The organism is Cyclobacterium sp. SOCE241 (genome assembly GCF_056867545.1).
In genome coordinates, this window is sequence record NZ_CP149779.1 from 3,795,883 (window position 1) to 3,812,177 (window position 16,295).

Consider the following 16,295-nt stretch of genomic DNA (forward strand, 5'->3'; position numbering starts at 1 on the left):
AATCAACAAAAAGGCCATGAGAGTATTTCATGGCCTTTTTAATTAAAAGGGTTGGTATAAGCCCTTAAGAAGGGTCTAATATTTTATTAACTCTCTCAAGACAATCTTTCAAATGAATTTTGCTCATAGGGTCTGAAGTTTTAGGAATAGCTCTTTTGATCTCCGTCTGGATTACATTCAGCGAAGCACGTGCCACTGAGGGAATATCCGATTGCGAGGCATTTAAAGAGGAAGCTGATCGACCACTTGCATCCTTGGTCATCAACTCTTCAAGTTTTTCCAAATGTGCCTTTTGCAGACTTCTTCGATTGACATCAATGGATTTTCCAGAAGGCAATTCCTCCCAAATTCCTTTTCTCAAATCAGTCATCATTTCCAACAAATCATAAGCTTCAGCTCCATTTAGGGCTTCATTCTCTATAATTCTTCCAAGACGACCCCAATCTAAAATCCCATTGAGGGTACCCACTTGCAATTTCCTTATCCTATCTAGAACCCCAAAATCCTCAATCCTAGCAGTAATATTATCATCAATTAACCAATCCTGAGTCAAAAACAGCTCCTTTTGAATGAATGCCATGGCTTCCTTTTGCTTGGCTTTATCCACATGAATATAAACAGGCTCATCCTGACCTATGGCTTTATATATTTCATAAACCCCACCAATATTTGTTCTTACATGTCCCATATAGCGGTTGTACTGAGTAAGTACTTGCCCATATAGTTCTTTTAGGTCATCATAATCTTTATAGGGTTTATCCAATTCTCCCGTCCATTCAATCAGGTTAGGAAGGATTCGTTTAAGGTTTTGGATTCCATAATCCGATGCTTTCATTGCATCATTGCCCAAGTCTTCACTTTGTGCACTTGGGTCATAGGGATTCCCTTGCCTTCCATAGCGATAAATAGGATCCCCTTTTTGTCTAAAATCCATTGGTCTAGGATTTCCTGCTCATCTTCAGGAGTAACAGCATCAGGTATAGGCTTATACCCCCATGCAATCGCAAACTTATCATAAGGCCCTACCTCAGGAAACAAATGCACCCCTTTGTCTTCAGGCTGGGCTATATAGTTGAAACGGGCATAATCCATAAGAGAAGGTGCTGTACCATATTTCGCGGTAAATGTAGCTGAGCGCAAGGAATCTACAGGGTAAGCATAGGATGAGGCAAAGTTATGCGGCAAACCAAGGGTATGCCCTACTTCATGAGAAGAAACAAATCTAATTAACCTTCCCATCACTTCATCGTCAAATTGTATCGCCCGAGAGTCAGGGTTTATTGCTGCAGTTTGCACAAAAACCAATTGCGCAACAGGTTCATTACATTGTGATACCAGCCAATATCAGATTCAATAATTTCCCCTGACCGGGGATCTGACACATGCGGACCATAGGCATTCTGAATATTAGAAGCAAAATACCTAATCACAGAATACCTGGCATCTTCCGGATTCCAATCGGGATCCTCTTCCGGGCTAGGGGCTTCTTTGGCGGTAATGGCATTCTTAAATCCGGCTTCTTCGAAAGCGGCATTCCAATCTTCCACACCTGCAATCAAGTAGGGTACCCATTGGGAAGGTGTAGCCGGGTCAATATAATAGACAATTTGCTTCTTGGGCTCCACAAGTTCTCCAGCCTTAAATTTTTCTATGTCCTCCTCTTTTACTTCGAGCCTCCATCGATCCAGATAAATTCGTTGACTTGCTTTATGTGCATCTAGGCCATAATCTGTTACCCTAGTATTAAACCAGCCAACCCTACGGTCAGCGAGTCTTTGCTTCATGGGTTCTTCTGGGAGCAAAACCATACTGCTGTTCATTTCCACCGTAATAAGCCCGGTTGAAGCATTAGAAGGGGAGCAGAAGCCGCATAAGTCAATACATACCTGGCTTCAATATTGGTAGGATATGGGCTGATTCTTTCTATATATGACCTGTCCGTATCAAGCCGCGTCACTTTATAGCTTTTCCTGCGCCTTTGTTGTAAACCAAGCGCATGTATATCTTTAGAGAATAGGTCTGACACCTCAATCAACCAGCCCTTTTCATCTTTTCCTTTGGCTTCAATATCAAAACGGTATAAAATAGGTTCCAAGTTGGAATTTTTTACCGCTTGATAAATTGGAAGAGAGTCCGCTGCAGTATTGGCATAAGAGACCACTTTCAATAGAATATTTTTGTCTTTCTTTTCCCATTTGAGCATTTGGGTATTGGTGCGCTCACCACCATAACCTATTCCATTTGCTGTCTTTGCGATAGTGGTAACCATAAGCATTTCCCTGCCGAGCATTTCTTCAGGAATTTCATAATAGTATTTTTCATCTACCTTATGAACAGTAAAAAGCCCTGCTTTACTCTGGGCGCTGTCTTTAATTATTTCACCATAAAGTTTAAATCCATCCTTGGATTTTGAAGGCTTCTTTTCCGTATCTTTTTCTTCTTGTTTGTCCTTTTTTCTCTTTCGTCGCTGCGCCTCTGCTAAATCCGGTGAAACAAGATTCAGTCCAAAACCGACTAGCAGCAAAATCAGAAGGCTTACCTTTGACTTTAACATATTGGTTTTTTTAATTAAGTTAGGAATAATAGAAAGTAAAATTAAAATTTTAATTTGTAATCCGGCAAATGGTTCAGTAATAGTTGCAAACCATTAGGCATCCAAGTAGTTAATTAAATACATGAACCAAGACCAAATTACAATCATCGGAGGAGGGCTTTCAGGGTTGATCGCTGCCTATCTCTTGGCAAAGAATGGTAAAGAGGTTCTGCTCATTGAAAAAAAGAGTTATCCTTTTCACAGGGTTTGTGGAGAATACATCTCCAATGAAGTAAGGGGTTTTCTTATCAAAGAAAATTTATTTCCATCCTCTTTTGAACCTGCCGAAATCAACACCTTTAGGTTAACTGCTGTCAATGGTGCCCTGGCTGAAATCCCTTTGGATTTGGGAGGTTTTGGTATCAGCAGATACAACTTAGACCACTATCTTTACCAAAAATGTGAGATGATAGGGGTGAAGTTTCTTTTAAAAACACAAATTGCAACAATAGATTACAACCCCAAAAAATGGCTTTCGACCTAAGTACAAATCATGGCGAAAAGTTGGTTTCTCCCATTGTATTGGCGGCATATGGCAAAAGATCAAAAATTGACAAATACCTCCATCGCCCCTATTTAAAACAGAGAAGTCCTTATATAGGAATTAAACACCACATAAAAATAGCCGAGGCTGAAAATATTGTTGCCCTTCACAATTATGAGGGAGGCTACCTGGGTATCAATCAAGTAGAGCATGGACATTTCAACCTATGCTATCTGGGAAGCAGAGCTCAGTTAAAAGCAGCGGGAAATATCCCTGCCATGGAAGAACAACATTTGTTTAAAAACCCTCATATTAAAGCGATTTACGAAAGTGCTGAATTTCTTTGGGATAAACCCGAAGTCATCAATGAGATCAGTTTTGCAACTAAATCTCCTGTAGAAAATCAGGTGATCATGATTGGCGATGCTGCCGGGATGATCACACCTTTGTGTGGCAATGGTATGGCCATAGCCATTCACACCGGAAAATTAGCAGCAGAAGCTATCTTAAGACACAAGAAACTCAAGGCTATTCAGGAAGATTATACGAAGGCTTGGAATTATTATTTCTCCAGGCGCTTGCGTACCGGCAGGGCGGTACAGCGGCTATTTGGGGCTCCTTTCGTCTCCAAATTAGCCGTCAATGTACTCAAAAATTCTCCTTTTCTGGCAAAAAAACTTATCCTCCAAACCCACGGAACTCCCATAAAATAAAATCTCTCCCCGGTCAAAACCAAGGAGAGATTCCTTTAAAATAAAATTACTTTTCCTTATTATTAAAAGCGGATGGATATTCCTGCCATAAAGTTGGTGCCTGCCATGGGGTAATAATAATTCTCAGCTACTCTTTGCATCCCCTGTCCTTCACTGTTGGGGACAAAATAGCCAAAGGTGTAGCCATTGGGTTCGTAAAGTTTATCGAATACATTATTCACCTTCCCGGAAAACACCACCTCCTTTAAAAATCCGGGATTCCAGGTATAAACAAACCTGAAGTCAGTCGTCCAATAAGCATCAAGGCTTCTATCCTCTTGCTGGGCATTGTCCAGAAATTGCTGACCTACATATTTATTAAGCAGGCTCAATTCAAGATTTTTTATAGGCTTGAAATCAATAATAGCACTTCCGACTACATCAGGAGAAAAGGCGATGTCAGTATTGTTATAGGTGATGCTTTCCTGACCGGTAAAAGCCCAGTTTCCATCATACACATCGCTGTATTCCGTATAACTATCAATTTTATTCCGACTAAATGCAACATTACCACCCAAAGTCCATTGTGGAGAAAGCACCACTGCTGCATCAAGTTCTATTCCTGCTCTATAGCTACTGGCAACATTTTCTCTGATATAAGCTCCTACATCGTTTAGTTGACCTGTCAGTACCAACTGGTCTTTATAGCCCATATAGTAAAAATTGGCATTGTACTGAAAGTTAGATTGCTTAACCCTTATTCCGGCTTCCACATTATTTAGCTTTTCAGGCCTTGGAATATCAGATATTGGAGAATCAGTAAAATCACTTCTTACAGGTTCTCTATTGGCTACGGCATAGGAGGCATATAAGGTTTTTCCATTGCCACTTTCATATGAAAGTCCAAATTTAGGATTAAAAAAAGTATAAGATTGCTGTCCACTTACATCTCTTTGGTCATTATTTTTTCCATTAAAAGAATAATCAATCCCTCTCACTTGAAGGTCTCCAAATAGGTAAAGTCTTTCCCTCACTTCATAAGTGGCTTTCATATAAACGTTTCGATCATCTTTTACCGCCACATTGTTATAGTATTTGTCCCGAATATTGGTATTCCCAGAAATGTCCATCCAAATAATTTCACCAAAGTGATCTCCATCATAGCGATTGGCTCCTCCACCTAGAATGGCATCCAACCTTCCATCTGATGACACATAATTTAAGGAGAAAACAGCGCCATAAAAGTCATTGTCTAACCATCTCCTTCGGATAATATCCGTACTATTAATTTGTTGATCGCCTATTTGTATTGGGTTAATACCATAATCTGCCAAGTCATCATCTTCTCTAAATTGCTCATAATAACCCTGACCGGCAGTATAATGTAAAGCAAAATTCGCTTTTAAGTTGTCTGAAAGTGTTCCCGCATATATAAACTGATAATGATTTTGCTTGTAATTGTCTGTTTCGTTATCGTAAGTATACGAATTGTAAGTTCGGTTGGTGGCCAACAAATTTTCAGGAACCCCATACCAAGCTTGGTAGGTTTTTTCTGCACCGGCAAAGATATTCACCTTTACCACATGCTTGTCTCCATAATATCCTCCGGAAACAAAATAGGATTTAAGGTTAGAAAAAGCCCTGTCTATATATCCATCAGATGTTACCTGCGAAAGGCGAGCATCCACAGCCCATCTGTCATTGATCAATCCTGTACCTGCTTTTATGGTATGCTTGCGGGTATTGAAAGAACCGTAGGAATTGTCTGTTTCGGCATAGGCTTCTTCTTTCTTTGTATCGGTCTGAATATTTAAGCTGGCTCCAAAGGTGGCCGCTCCGTTGGTAGATGTTCCTACACCTCTTTGTATTTGAATATTGTCTACTGAGGAAGCAAAATCAGGCATATTAACCCAAAACACCCCATGCGATTCGGCATCATTTAGTGGAATACCATTTACAGTGACATTGATCCTTGTCTGATCCGTCCCCCTAATTCGCAAACCGGTGTACCCTACTCCCGTACCGGCATCAGAATGCGTCACAATAGAAGGGGTGTAATTTAGCAATAAAGGTAAATCCTGGCCCAAATTATCCTTCCCAATTGTTTCCTTGTCAATCACCTGAAAGGTTGTAGGAGTTGTTTCTGAAGCCCGTGTTCCGGACACAATAAACTCCTCAGCAGTAATGGCTATAGGTTCAAGAGCCACTACAAGCTGTCCCTGTTGAGGGAGGCTGACCTTTATTGTTTGGGAGGAAAAGCCTATAAATGAAACACGAAGACTTGCGGACTTTTGCTTCAGATTCATTAACTGAAAGGCACCATTTTCATCAGTAACTGTCCCTTTGGAGGTACCTTCCAGGTAGATAGTCGCACCTTCTAAAGGTGTATTATTCTCAGCGTCAGTAATTAAACCCTGAATATTATTTTGGGCAATAGCCCATTGGCTCAGCAATAAGAGTATTGCTGAAATACAAATACGAATCATGTTGATATTTTATTCTGGTTAAACATAGAAGAAATGAGGGGACAAATCTCCTTTTCTTGTTTACCCAATAGCATTACGTACGATTAGCTATTTTTCATTTCCCTGCGCCGGCATTATCCGTTTCAGGTGATATGGGTATGATCTCAGCCCGTTATATTAAGGCACCCCTAATGATCTTGCCACAAATGTAGCAGGTATTATTTAAAATATCAAACTTCCAATTTTAGTTTATGCAGTTCCCAAGATTTTCAAATGACGAAAATGAGACCTAAACGCCCATCTTAATTTTTGATGCTCAAGGTATGGAATGTTATAATCCTTGCATGTTTCCTTAATGATTTTACTTAGTGCAGGATAATGGATATGGGATACCTTTGGAAACAAATGATGCTCAATTTGGTAATTCAAGCCTCCCAAAAACCATGTTAATAATTTATAACCTGTGGCAAAATTAGCCGTGGTTCTAATTTGATGGATCATCCATTCGTCTTCCAGACAATTGGACACCGGCTCAGGAACGGGAAAAGCTGTTTCTTCAAGGCTATGAGCCAGTTGAAATACCAAAGTCAACAATAAACCGGCAAAAAGGCTGTATACCAAAAAGCCAATTAACCATGGCACCCAACCCATCATGTATACCGGAATGGCAATAAAAAGCATCAAATGCAAGGCTTTAAAGCCCCAAAAACTGATATGATCAGATAGTTTCATTTTTTGTATAGGTACTATCCCCACCCTTCTCGTTACATATTTTTTATAATCTGTGAAAAACACCCAATAAAGGTACAATAGGGAATAAGTTAAAATGAAATAGTAATGTTGAAATTGATGAATTTTGAATTTCTTTTGACTAGGAGAAAGACGTAAGAAAGGCCTTGCGTTCAAGTCGTCATCAACCCCATCTACATTGGTATAGGAATGATGGACCACATTGTGTTTGGTCTTCCACATGAACACATTGGCACCAAGAAAATTAATGGACATACCCGCTAAAGAATTGACCCATGGCTTGTCACTAAAGCTCCCATGAGCTCCATCGTGCATCACATTAAATCCAATAAAAGCTGTCAAGGCACCTAATATCAGGCATTCAATTAAGCCTAAAATCCAATGTGGTGTGAAAAACACCAAATGAACATAAAGCAAAAGAAAAGACACAACCATGATGCCTGCCTTTATAAAAAGGTCAATATTCCCTGATCGGGCAATGTTTTGAGATTTAAAATATTCTCCAACTCTTAGTTTTAAGTCTTGGTGGAAGGTTATTTTAGGTCTGGAAAATTTTGGCGTAGCCATAAAGGTAAATAAATGTTTAATAAAATTGGAAAGCTTACTAGGCGCTAGTAAATATAAAAAGTAGCCGGTGGAAGGGTACAAATATACTTCTAAATATACTACTTTAATCTGACATTTTCAAATGAAAGCGTATTCATCAAATGCATCATATCAACTTTGATGTATTCAATTATGGGTGCCAGTGAATCATTTTTCACTGCTGTCTGGAAGTATAACGCTCCCCGTAAAAAATGTTGTGTGGAATCAGTAACAAAAAATTGAAATTGAGTTGGCACCTCCCCGCTTAGTTCAGAGACAAAGCCGCTATAGCCTTTGGGTGTCATTAAAACAGCTTCATCGATTCCATAAGCTTTAACCTGGTGTTTGAAGGTCAAACTCATTGCATCATTCAAATAAGTTTTGAACAGCTCTTCATCTCCATTGATTTCCTTGTATGTCAGGTGCACTCGGGCCTCAAGCCCTGGGTAATGAACATTGGTCCAAGTCTCTTCATCAAGGTTAAAGGAGTCTCGTTCAATCTGTGCATAGGCAGAATGTTCAAAATCATAAGGCAAATTTTTATTTAGAGAAACAAAATCCCGCTCCGGTAAATCAATGCGGTTATAGCCTGTAGGTTTGGGAAGGTAGTCTTCGCTACATGCCCCCATCACTACTAAGGCTAACCAACAAATGGCCAAAGCGGGATTTTGATATAGTTTTTTTAAAAAAACATTATTCTTTTACCCAGGTCACTTTATCAGATAGCGGACTCCTCTTCCCTTCCGGCCAACCATCCGATACCGGCTTGGCTACAAAAAAGAAGCCCATCAGCATGTCTTCGTCACCCAAGCCAAAAAAGCCCTTTGCTTCCGGCCAAAAAGTAGGAGCCCCTGTACTCCAATAAGCTGCTAACCCTCTGGCGCTTGCAGTTAAGTACATGTTCTGAACAGCCATAGCTACAGATGAAATTTCCTCCATTTCGGGAAGGTTTGCCCGCAAGTCTCTCTTCATGCCAATTGCAATTACATGAGAAGCTTTCAATGGGTTTTCTTTCAGCTTATTGTATACCGATTCTTTGAAAACCCCAGTCTTTTTACTACGCTCCTTGTATAAATTGGACTGATAATCGGCTAGTTTTTTTAAGCCATCGCCAGAGAAAACAACAAAGCGCCAAGGCTCTGTAAGCTTATGGGTAGGTGCCCAATTGGCATTCTCCAAAAGCTCCTTGATGATCCCATCTTCAACAGGATCATTTTCCTTAAACTGGGCCACAAACTGAGACCTCCTGTTGCGTATAACTTTATTGACTTCTTCTATATTGAATACAGGCCTGCTGTTCATATATAATTGTTTTTTTGAGATTGTTAATATCTTAGTCCAACCTTAATCCCCCATAAAAGTTTCTTGGAGCTGCCGGTTGGAAATACCTTCCGCCATATGGATTCAGATCATTGCCAAGGCTATAACTCGCATTGCTCAAATTCTGTACCCCAAAATAAAACTCGAGATCAAGGGCATTTCCTACATCACCTCTCCAACCTACTCTTGAATTCATCAAATGGTAAGCCTCCTGAAATACCGTATTGGCATCATTCAAAGGAATATCATCTACAAATTGATGAGTGAAATTCAAATAAAAACCGGGCTTAGTTTTGATATCTAGCTGATTGACCAAAGTATTGGGAGCTACGCCGGTAAGGTCATTTCCACTATAATCATCATCGCCCTTCATAAATTCATCAAATTTGAAATAATGTCCGGTAAAAGAATGGGTAACTTTAACTTCCTGAACAAAACCTAATTGTTTTCTAATCAAAGCATAATCAACCATTAACTCAACACCTTTTTGATTGGTGGCTCCTGCATTTCTGAAAAGGACAACCCCATCTTCATTAACGAAGGTGGTGATGGTTTCATCCAATTTAAAATAAAATACAGACCCGTCTACATTTACCTTTCCTTTGTTGAAACTGGAACGGTAACCCAGTTCGTAATTCACCCCTTTTTCTGCTTCCAGATCCAAATTAATAGACCCTTCATTGGTTCTTACTTCATCAATGGTCGGGGGAGAAAAGCCTGAACTAATGCTTGCATGTAAGGCCGAATTGGCATTTAATTTTGCAGATAAGGCAACTCTAGGGACAACTACAAGATCAAAATTACGCGTGGCATTGGATGGCACTCCGTTGATCGCATCTATATTTCTGGCAATATCAAAACTGGAAAAGTTTTCACTTAGACCTACAGTCATAAGCAGATTGTCGGTAAGCTCAGCTTCAAGTTGTTGAAAAAGAAATGAAGTGGTGGTCAGCAACTCATCCCCAAAACGGATGGTATCAATTTGCCCTCCATTGTTTCCGAAATTAAGTGCTGAAGTCTTTGAAAGCTGGTATTCACCACCTCCAATAAGCCTTACAGGTATGTTCGCCCAAATGTCATCATAAGTAAAGCTTGTTCTACCTCCGTAGCTAAACTGCGTTTCCTTTTTGTAGTCTGTGTTGAAAGGATTTTCAAAATCAGTAGTATTGATATAAAGGGAAGTCTTATTGTCCAAATTATGGTTAAACCTGTAATCATGAGACAAGGTACCAAACATGGATTTCTGACTGATTGAAGCGTTCATTGCAGCTGACCCTGGCCTTGCCTGCTGTGGATTCTCTGCCAGCTGATCTGCTGTCAATGCTCCGGGCAACTCATAGAAAAGGTCAGAGTAAAGTATTTGTGTAGTAAGCTTTTGTTTCTTGGAAGGCTGATAATAACCTGTGACTTGAACAACTTCTCTATCCATGGCTGTATGGTCTCTGTATCCATCAGATTTTTGACTGGTATAGCCTACAGAAATTCCACCATTTTCCAATTTCTGATCAATTCCTAAACGGTATCGAACCAAGCCAAAATCCCCCACAGAAAGAGCTGCACTTATTTTGTTTTCATCTATGGACTCCTTGCTGGTAAAGCTGATAACTCCACCATTTCCTGCGCCATAGATACTTCCCGCAGGGCCTTTAATTATTTCAGTATTTTGAATATTGGATAAGTCAAGCATGTTCAATGCTGTGGTACCATCAGCTGCAGTAAATGGCATACCATTCCAATAAACTTTTACATTTCTCACCCCAAAAGGAGCACGCAAAGAACTTCCTCGAATGGAAACCCTATAGCTTGCAGGTGCTCTTTCTTCAATTCGAATACCGGGCTTTGTATTAAAAGCCTGAACCAATGAAGTTTCATTAAATCGATACAGCTCTGCTTCAGCCACCCTTGCTATACCGGCAGCCTGTTCCAACAATGGTCTTTCGGATTCAAAGGAACTTACCAATACTTCAGTTAATGCATTTTCTCCCCTTTCCAAATATACCGTTACCTCCCCGGAAGCGGGGATTAAAACCATTTGATCAACAAAGGCAATATGTGAGAAAAGCAAATTAGAAGGCTCAGTCAAATCCACTGTCAATTCGCCATGCTCATTAGCGGTTACCGCTTTTCGGGTGTCTACCTTTACGGTTACAAAAGACACAGGTTCTTGAGAATCAGCATCCAAAACTTTAATATTCGTCTGGGCAAAAAGTCCCATCGGAAGAAGCAATATTAATAATAGTTGTAATCTTAATTTCATTTTTTTATATTATAATAGTGGTGGTTAAGTTTCAATCGTAAAATTAACCCATTTTTAAGGGAAATTAGCACCAATGAAAAAAACCTTGGACTGTTAATCAAAAATTTAATAACTTGTTCGAGTATTTTCATTTTACCCAAAAATATTATGGATAGAAGATCCGCTATGAAGCAATTAGCGATTCTAACCGGAGGGGCGGTATTAATGCCTGCCTGCAACTTCAGTGAGGAATCCATTTTGCAAGCCTATCAAAACCTACAAATTACCCAAAGTGATCATGCTTTGCTGAGCCAAGTGACCAATACAATTTTTCCCGGCACCACACTCAAAAAAGCCGAAGAATTGATGATCCCGGACTTTGTTCTGCTTATGAGTAACGACTGTTTAAATGCCGATCAACAAAACGGTTTCGTAAAAGGGCTTAAAGGCTGGGAAGATTTTTCAAAGAAAACCTTTGGCAAAGCATTTTCTAAAATGGACCAAAAAGAGGCAGAAGAAGCCATAATAAAAGGAATGGCATTGGAAGGAGAGAATGATAGTGAAGCCGGCCATACCCGCCAATTCTTAAATACCACCAAACGTTTTGCCCTGCAGGGATACCTCAATTCTGAATATTTCATGACAGAAATAAAGCCATACGAACTGGTTCCTGCACGTTTTTATGGCAGTAAATTAATTGAAAACGCATAAATTAGATAGGACCCAATGGCCAATTTGAATATAAAAAGCAAAAAGAAAACAGCTATGATGCCATCGTCATCGGCTCCGGAATAAGTGGGGGCTGGGCTGCCAAAGAATTTTGTGAGAAAGGATTGAATACCCTGGTGCTTGAAAGAGGACGGGAAGTAAAGCATGTCAAAGATTACCCCACTACCAACAGCATGCCTTGGGAACTTGAGCACAGGGGAGGCATCCTCCAAAGTGTAAAAGAAGAAAATCCGGTGGTAAGCAGATGTTATGCATATAAAGAAGATACCAAACACTTCTTCGTAAAAGATACCGAACATCCCTATGTTCAAGAAAAACCATTTGACTGGATTCGTGGCTACCAAACCGGAGGAAAATCCCTACTTTGGGCCAGACAGGTGCAGCGTTGGAGTGATTTCGATTTTGAAGGTCCTGCCAGAGATGGATTTGCTGTGGACTGGCCCATCCGCTACAAAGACCTGGCGCCTTGGTACAGCCATGTAGAAAAATTCATCGGCGTTTCGGGTAACAAAGACGGTAAACCAAATTTGCCGGATGGAGAATTTTTGCCTCCATTTGAATTGACAGCCGGAGAAAAATATTTTAAGGAATTTTTGAGAAACAATTACCCGGAAAGGGAAATCGTTGTTGCACGCTGTGCACATATCACCGGAAACCAGGAATTCTATGCCAAACAAGGAAGAACCCTGTGTCAAAACAGAACCCTTTGCCAGCGAGGTTGTCCCTTTGGTGGATATTTCAGTAGCAATTCTTCCACGCTACCTTGGGCTGCCAAAACAGGCAACCTTACCATGCACCATCATGCAGTGGTGCACTCTATCATTTATGACGATGCCAAAGGTAAGGCCACGGGAGTAAGGGTAATCGATGCCCAAACCAAAGAGATGAAGGAGTTCTACGCAGAAGTCATTTTTGTCAATGCCAGTGCTTTGAATACCAATTTAATTTTGCTGAATTCTACTTCCAGTCGCTTTCCCAATGGTCTTGGCAATGACAGTGGTGTGCTAGGCAAATATGTAGCCTTTCATAATTATCGTGCAGGCATCTCTGCAGAATACGATGGATTGAAGGAATACACCACAGAAGGCAGAAGACCTACTTCAGGTTATTTCCCAAGGTTCAGAAACCTACACAAGCAGGAAACGAACTTCCTTAGAGGCTATGCAGCAGGATTTAGCTCAGGAAGAAGCAGTTACAATGACTATTCGGGCATTGGCGATGACCTGGAGAAATCCATGGCAAAAGCTCCCGAGTATGGCCCTTGGCGCATGGGCTCCCACATGATGGGGGAAACCATTCCTAAAGAAGAAAGTCAGGTAAACCTAGACTCCGAACTTAAGGATGAATGGGGTATACCACAGCTCAAAATCTCCATGGATTATGACGACAATGATGAGGCCATGATCAAGGATTATTTGGAGCAAATGTCGGAAATGTTTGAAGCAGCAGGTTTCACCAATATCCGTACTAGGGATGACAAACGTGCACCAGGCCTGGACATCCACGAAATGGGAGGCGCCAGAATGGGCAAAGACCCGAAAACATCCGTACTCAATAAATGGAATCAGGTACATGCTTGCCCTAATGTATATGTCACGGATGGTGCCTGCATGACCTCCACCAGTACCCAAAACCCTTCCCTTACTTATATGGCAATTACGGCTAGGGCCGTTGATCATGCAGTGAAGACAAGGGGTAAAAGTTAAATCAACAATAAAATAGGTAGACCCAAAAGGGTCAATCAGATAGGCCGGGAATATTTTCCGGCCTTTTTTTGGGTTGAAAAATCTAGTCTTCCCACAACAAATCGTCACTTCGAACCCTTTTTTGGGGAGGGGTTGGCGTAGCAAAGGGTATGTGTTGTTGTTTTGATACCTGTACAATCCCCACCAAATATGTCTACCTAATTTGGTAAAATTGGCCTCTGAGTAGTTACTGATTGCCCATGAGCGATAACGCTTGATGTACAATGCACGAGATTTTGTCAAAATTGTTGCTAAAAACAGGCAACAATACCGCCAAAATCATGATGTATATATCTCCTTACCATGGGCTGCACCCATTGCTTTGATATTTTGGCCTTTCAGGCCTTTAGTGATTTTACTGTTCTATGAGAATTACCATAAGATGGGTTTCATAATAGTTGAACAGAAAATTCTCAAAATCCACATCAAAAATATTTTTCTTTTGGCTATAGCCAGATTGTTGAGCTGAGAAACTTTCACTACGAAAACTAAGGTAGAATGGGAATTACAAATTCCCTGTGATAGGAAGGTGTAGATTAAATCAACACCTAGATTGGGTTAATACAGGAACCTATTCTTATAAAAACCCTCGCTAAAAAACTTATTTCTCACCTATAATATTGACAATGTATCAGCTATTCAATAACTTATAACAAATTAAACCCTAATGCCATGAACATCGTTTGGATTGTTATTTTAGTTATTACAGCAGCGCTAGGAGGAGCATTTGTTTACCTGATGGTAAATAAGATTAAGGAAAGCCAAAAATCAACAAAAGATAAATCCCTTTTGGGAACTAGAAAGCACTGATAGTTCAGTACTCATGACAAAGTAAAACGGAAAAGCGGTAAAGTCCTTTTGGGACATTTACCGCCTTTTTTATTTTCAATTACTTGAAGAAGTAGTAAACTCGGGCTATGAGTTTTCCATTAAGTAAGATTAATTATAAAAGGCAATACAACATCAGGAGGTTTTACTTTTTAATTTCTCAATTTCCATCCTTAAAAGGTTAATCTGATCCGATATTTCACCAGAGGTTTCAGGAATTCGTTTATAGAACACATAGCGAATACGCCACAGTTCGTTGATTTGTTTGGCGTTAAAAACTTGATTATCAACGCCTTTATGATCCGCCCTTAGCACATAACCTTTATCTGTGATAAAAAATCGCCTTACTAAAATATCGGTATCAGTGACAACTATTACAGGGGTTCGATTATTGAGTTTCTTATAGGCTGATTTTGGCACTAATTCACCCACGACAACATCGTTAGGATAGAATCCCACATCCTGATTCGCCATTTCCAAATCAGTAACGGTGTAAGCCCTAAATATTTTCTCATTGCTGATAGGCAAGCTCATCACAGGCAAGTCAGCAATAAAGTTTTTCTTTGAATGGTGATTAAGATAGTCTGCGACACACTCGGGTAATATTATAGGCACCTTTGCCAATGTCGCAACCTTCATCTGATCTACATCGGTAGTTAAATTGGTATTAAATTTCAATAATTGATTTACAGTCAATTCCTTTGTTAGCAAATCATCAATAGGGATGCTAAAATAATTTGCAATTTTGATGATAGTATCTATTTTAGGCTCACTACGTTCTTCCTCATAAGCGCCTAAAGTAGCTCTTTTAAGGTCAAAAACCTCTGCAAATGCTTGTTGAGATAGCAACTTCAAACTTCTTATTTTTTTAATATTCCTTCCAAAAAAGACATGTTTTGCTAATTAAATTTGCATAAAACTATTTTATTGCTATATTTGCTCTAGCAATATTAGTTAAAAGCGGTGATAATGCAAATTATTTTAGCCATTCATTCAGGGTTTAGCCGTGACCTAATTTGCTAATTACAGGGAATTTTACTTGTATTATTCAGCAAAAAAATTAAAATTACTACGGCTATATTTTCTTTTTTTAGATTGTCATAAGCGAAATTGTTACTTAAGCAAACAATAAATTATGGATAACTATTACAATCGTATCATAGAATTTTTATTGAAACTGGATGTTGATATTACAAGAGAAAATCCTGACGAAGGAATCTTGGTAATCCAGAAAGAGGACAACGGTATCAAGAACCTTATTGTAGGGATTGCACCCCCGGTTTTAATTTTAGAGCAGTATATCTTTAAAATTAAAAACAATAACAACTCGATCTACAAAAGTTTATTGCAAAAAAACAGAGACATTATTCATGGAGCATTTGTACTGGATGACGATGGCGATAAAGTAATTTTTAGGGACACACTTCAAATAGAAAACCTAGATCTAAATGAGATAGAAGCTTCCTTAAATTCTCTAAGTCTCTTACTGAGTGAATACTCGGAACAAATCATTAAGTTTTCTAAATACTAAAATTCAAAAACAATGAACTTCTTGAAACGAATATTTAAAATAGGACAGGCGGAAGCGAACGCTGCTATAGATAATATGGAAGATCCAATAAAATTGACCGAACAAGGCATTCGAGATTTAAAATTGGATTTAAATAAAAATTTAGATTCAATTGCACAGGTTAAAGCATTGGCTATCCGTGCAAGAAATGATAAAAAAGAGATGGATAGTTCGGCTGAAGAATACTACAATAAAGCCGTTATTATAATAAAAAAGCCAAATCGGGGGAATTAGCTACTGAGGAAGCCGATCGTTTGGCAAAACAGGCATTGCTAAAAAAGAAGAAGCTTCCAAAAAA

Annotated in this window: 13 protein-coding genes, 1 pseudogene and 1 riboswitch; of the genes and pseudogenes, 7 read left to right on the top strand and 7 right to left on the bottom strand. The window is 39.5% G+C overall.

Features of this window, described 5'->3' with window-relative positions; genetic code table 11:
• Positions 1-64: 64 nt before the first annotated feature.
• Positions 65-2,554 (bottom strand): annotated as a pseudogene (locus WG932_RS18945) (zinc-dependent metalloprotease).
• Positions 2,555-2,675: 121 nt separating this feature from the next.
• Between WG932_RS18945 and WG932_RS18950 the strand changes: the two are divergent.
• A complete protein-coding gene (locus WG932_RS18950) occupies positions 2,676-3,077 on the top strand; it encodes an NAD(P)/FAD-dependent oxidoreductase (protein ID WP_483085017.1) in 402 nt (133 codons plus the stop codon).
• Entirely contained in the window at positions 3,062-3,790 is a 729-nt protein-coding gene (locus WG932_RS18955; RefSeq protein WP_483085018.1) for an NAD(P)/FAD-dependent oxidoreductase, read from the top strand. Before WG932_RS18950 ends, WG932_RS18955 begins: the two co-directional genes overlap by 16 nt.
• 62 nt (positions 3,791-3,852) lie before the next feature.
• Here the strand turns inward: WG932_RS18955 and WG932_RS18960 are convergent, their stop codons facing one another.
• The 5 genes from WG932_RS18960 to WG932_RS18980 all read right to left on the bottom strand — a co-directional run bounded on the left by WG932_RS18960 (position 3,853) and on the right by WG932_RS18980 (position 11,146).
• A complete protein-coding gene (locus WG932_RS18960; RefSeq protein WP_483085019.1) occupies positions 3,853-6,255 on the bottom strand; it encodes a TonB-dependent receptor in 2,403 nt (800 codons plus the stop codon).
• Between the two features lie 82 nt (positions 6,256-6,337).
• A riboswitch (TPP riboswitch) is annotated at positions 6,338-6,434 on the bottom strand.
• A gap of 49 nt (positions 6,435-6,483) precedes the next feature.
• Positions 6,484-7,551 carry a fatty acid desaturase family protein gene (locus tag WG932_RS18965; protein ID WP_014019525.1) on the bottom strand — a complete coding sequence of 356 codons (1,068 nt, stop codon included), beginning with the start codon at positions 7,549-7,551 and terminating at the stop codon, positions 6,484-6,486.
• A 98-nt stretch (positions 7,552-7,649) separates the two neighbouring features.
• Positions 7,650-8,198: a gliding motility lipoprotein GldD gene (gldD, locus tag WG932_RS18970; protein WP_052316302.1), complete on the bottom strand. Its 549-nt coding sequence runs from the start codon at positions 8,196-8,198 to the stop codon at positions 7,650-7,652.
• Positions 8,199-8,262: 64 nt separating this feature from the next.
• Entirely contained in the window at positions 8,263-8,871 is a 609-nt protein-coding gene (locus tag WG932_RS18975) for a nitroreductase family protein (RefSeq protein ID WP_014019527.1), read from the bottom strand.
• Positions 8,872-8,902: 31 nt separating this feature from the next.
• On the bottom strand, positions 8,903-11,146 hold the full coding sequence (locus WG932_RS18980) for a TonB-dependent receptor domain-containing protein (protein WP_483085020.1): 2,244 nt from the start codon (positions 11,144-11,146) through the stop codon (positions 8,903-8,905).
• 147 nt (positions 11,147-11,293) lie between these two features.
• Between WG932_RS18980 and WG932_RS18985 the strand changes: the two genes are divergently transcribed.
• The 3 genes from WG932_RS18985 to WG932_RS18995 all read left to right on the top strand — a co-directional run bounded on the left by WG932_RS18985 (position 11,294) and on the right by WG932_RS18995 (position 14,409).
• Complete coding sequence (locus WG932_RS18985; RefSeq protein ID WP_149394590.1) at positions 11,294-11,836, top strand: gluconate 2-dehydrogenase subunit 3 family protein; 543 nt, start codon at positions 11,294-11,296, stop codon at positions 11,834-11,836.
• 122 nt (positions 11,837-11,958) lie between these two features.
• Entirely contained in the window at positions 11,959-13,560 is a 1,602-nt protein-coding gene (locus WG932_RS18990; RefSeq protein WP_483085021.1) for a GMC oxidoreductase, read from the top strand.
• Between the two features lie 711 nt (positions 13,561-14,271).
• Complete coding sequence (locus WG932_RS18995) at positions 14,272-14,409, top strand: hypothetical protein (RefSeq protein WP_483085022.1); 138 nt, start codon at positions 14,272-14,274, stop codon at positions 14,407-14,409.
• 153 nt (positions 14,410-14,562) lie between these two features.
• Here WG932_RS18995 and WG932_RS19000 read toward each other — a convergent pair whose 3' ends face one another.
• Positions 14,563-15,300, bottom strand: a complete 738-nt coding sequence (locus tag WG932_RS19000; RefSeq protein WP_483088685.1) for a helix-turn-helix transcriptional regulator — start codon at positions 15,298-15,300, stop codon at positions 14,563-14,565.
• 262 nt (positions 15,301-15,562) lie between these two features.
• Between WG932_RS19000 and WG932_RS19005 the strand changes: the two genes are divergently transcribed.
• Positions 15,563-15,958: a molecular chaperone Tir gene (locus tag WG932_RS19005; protein ID WP_483085023.1), complete on the top strand. Its 396-nt coding sequence runs from the start codon at positions 15,563-15,565 to the stop codon at positions 15,956-15,958.
• Between the two features lie 12 nt (positions 15,959-15,970).
• Positions 15,971-16,231, top strand: coding sequence for a PspA/IM30 family protein (locus tag WG932_RS19010; RefSeq protein ID WP_483085024.1), 261 nt, complete (start codon positions 15,971-15,973; stop codon positions 16,229-16,231).
• The last annotated feature ends 64 nt before the right edge of the window (positions 16,232-16,295 follow it).

Coding starts and splice junctions, on each gene's coding strand:
- WG932_RS18950 (WP_483085017.1), top strand. CDS start 2,676: ATGAACCAAGACCAAATTACAATCATCGGAGGAGGGCTTTCAGGGTTG.
- WG932_RS18955 (WP_483085018.1), top strand. CDS start 3,062: ATGGCTTTCGACCTAAGTACAAATCATGGCGAAAAGTTGGTTTCTCCC.
- WG932_RS18960 (WP_483085019.1), bottom strand. CDS start 6,255: ATGATTCGTATTTGTATTTCAGCAATACTCTTATTGCTGAGCCAATGG.
- WG932_RS18965 (WP_014019525.1), bottom strand. CDS start 7,551: ATGGCTACGCCAAAATTTTCCAGACCTAAAATAACCTTCCACCAAGAC.
- gldD (WP_052316302.1), bottom strand. CDS start 8,198: ATGGGGGCATGTAGCGAAGACTACCTTCCCAAACCTACAGGCTATAAC.
- WG932_RS18975 (WP_014019527.1), bottom strand. CDS start 8,871: ATGAACAGCAGGCCTGTATTCAATATAGAAGAAGTCAATAAAGTTATA.
- WG932_RS18980 (WP_483085020.1), bottom strand. CDS start 11,146: ATGAAATTAAGATTACAACTATTATTAATATTGCTTCTTCCGATGGGA.
- WG932_RS18985 (WP_149394590.1), top strand. CDS start 11,294: ATGGATAGAAGATCCGCTATGAAGCAATTAGCGATTCTAACCGGAGGG.
- WG932_RS18995 (WP_483085022.1), top strand. CDS start 14,272: ATGAACATCGTTTGGATTGTTATTTTAGTTATTACAGCAGCGCTAGGA.
- WG932_RS19005 (WP_483085023.1), top strand. CDS start 15,563: ATGGATAACTATTACAATCGTATCATAGAATTTTTATTGAAACTGGAT.
- WG932_RS19010 (WP_483085024.1), top strand. CDS start 15,971: ATGAACTTCTTGAAACGAATATTTAAAATAGGACAGGCGGAAGCGAAC.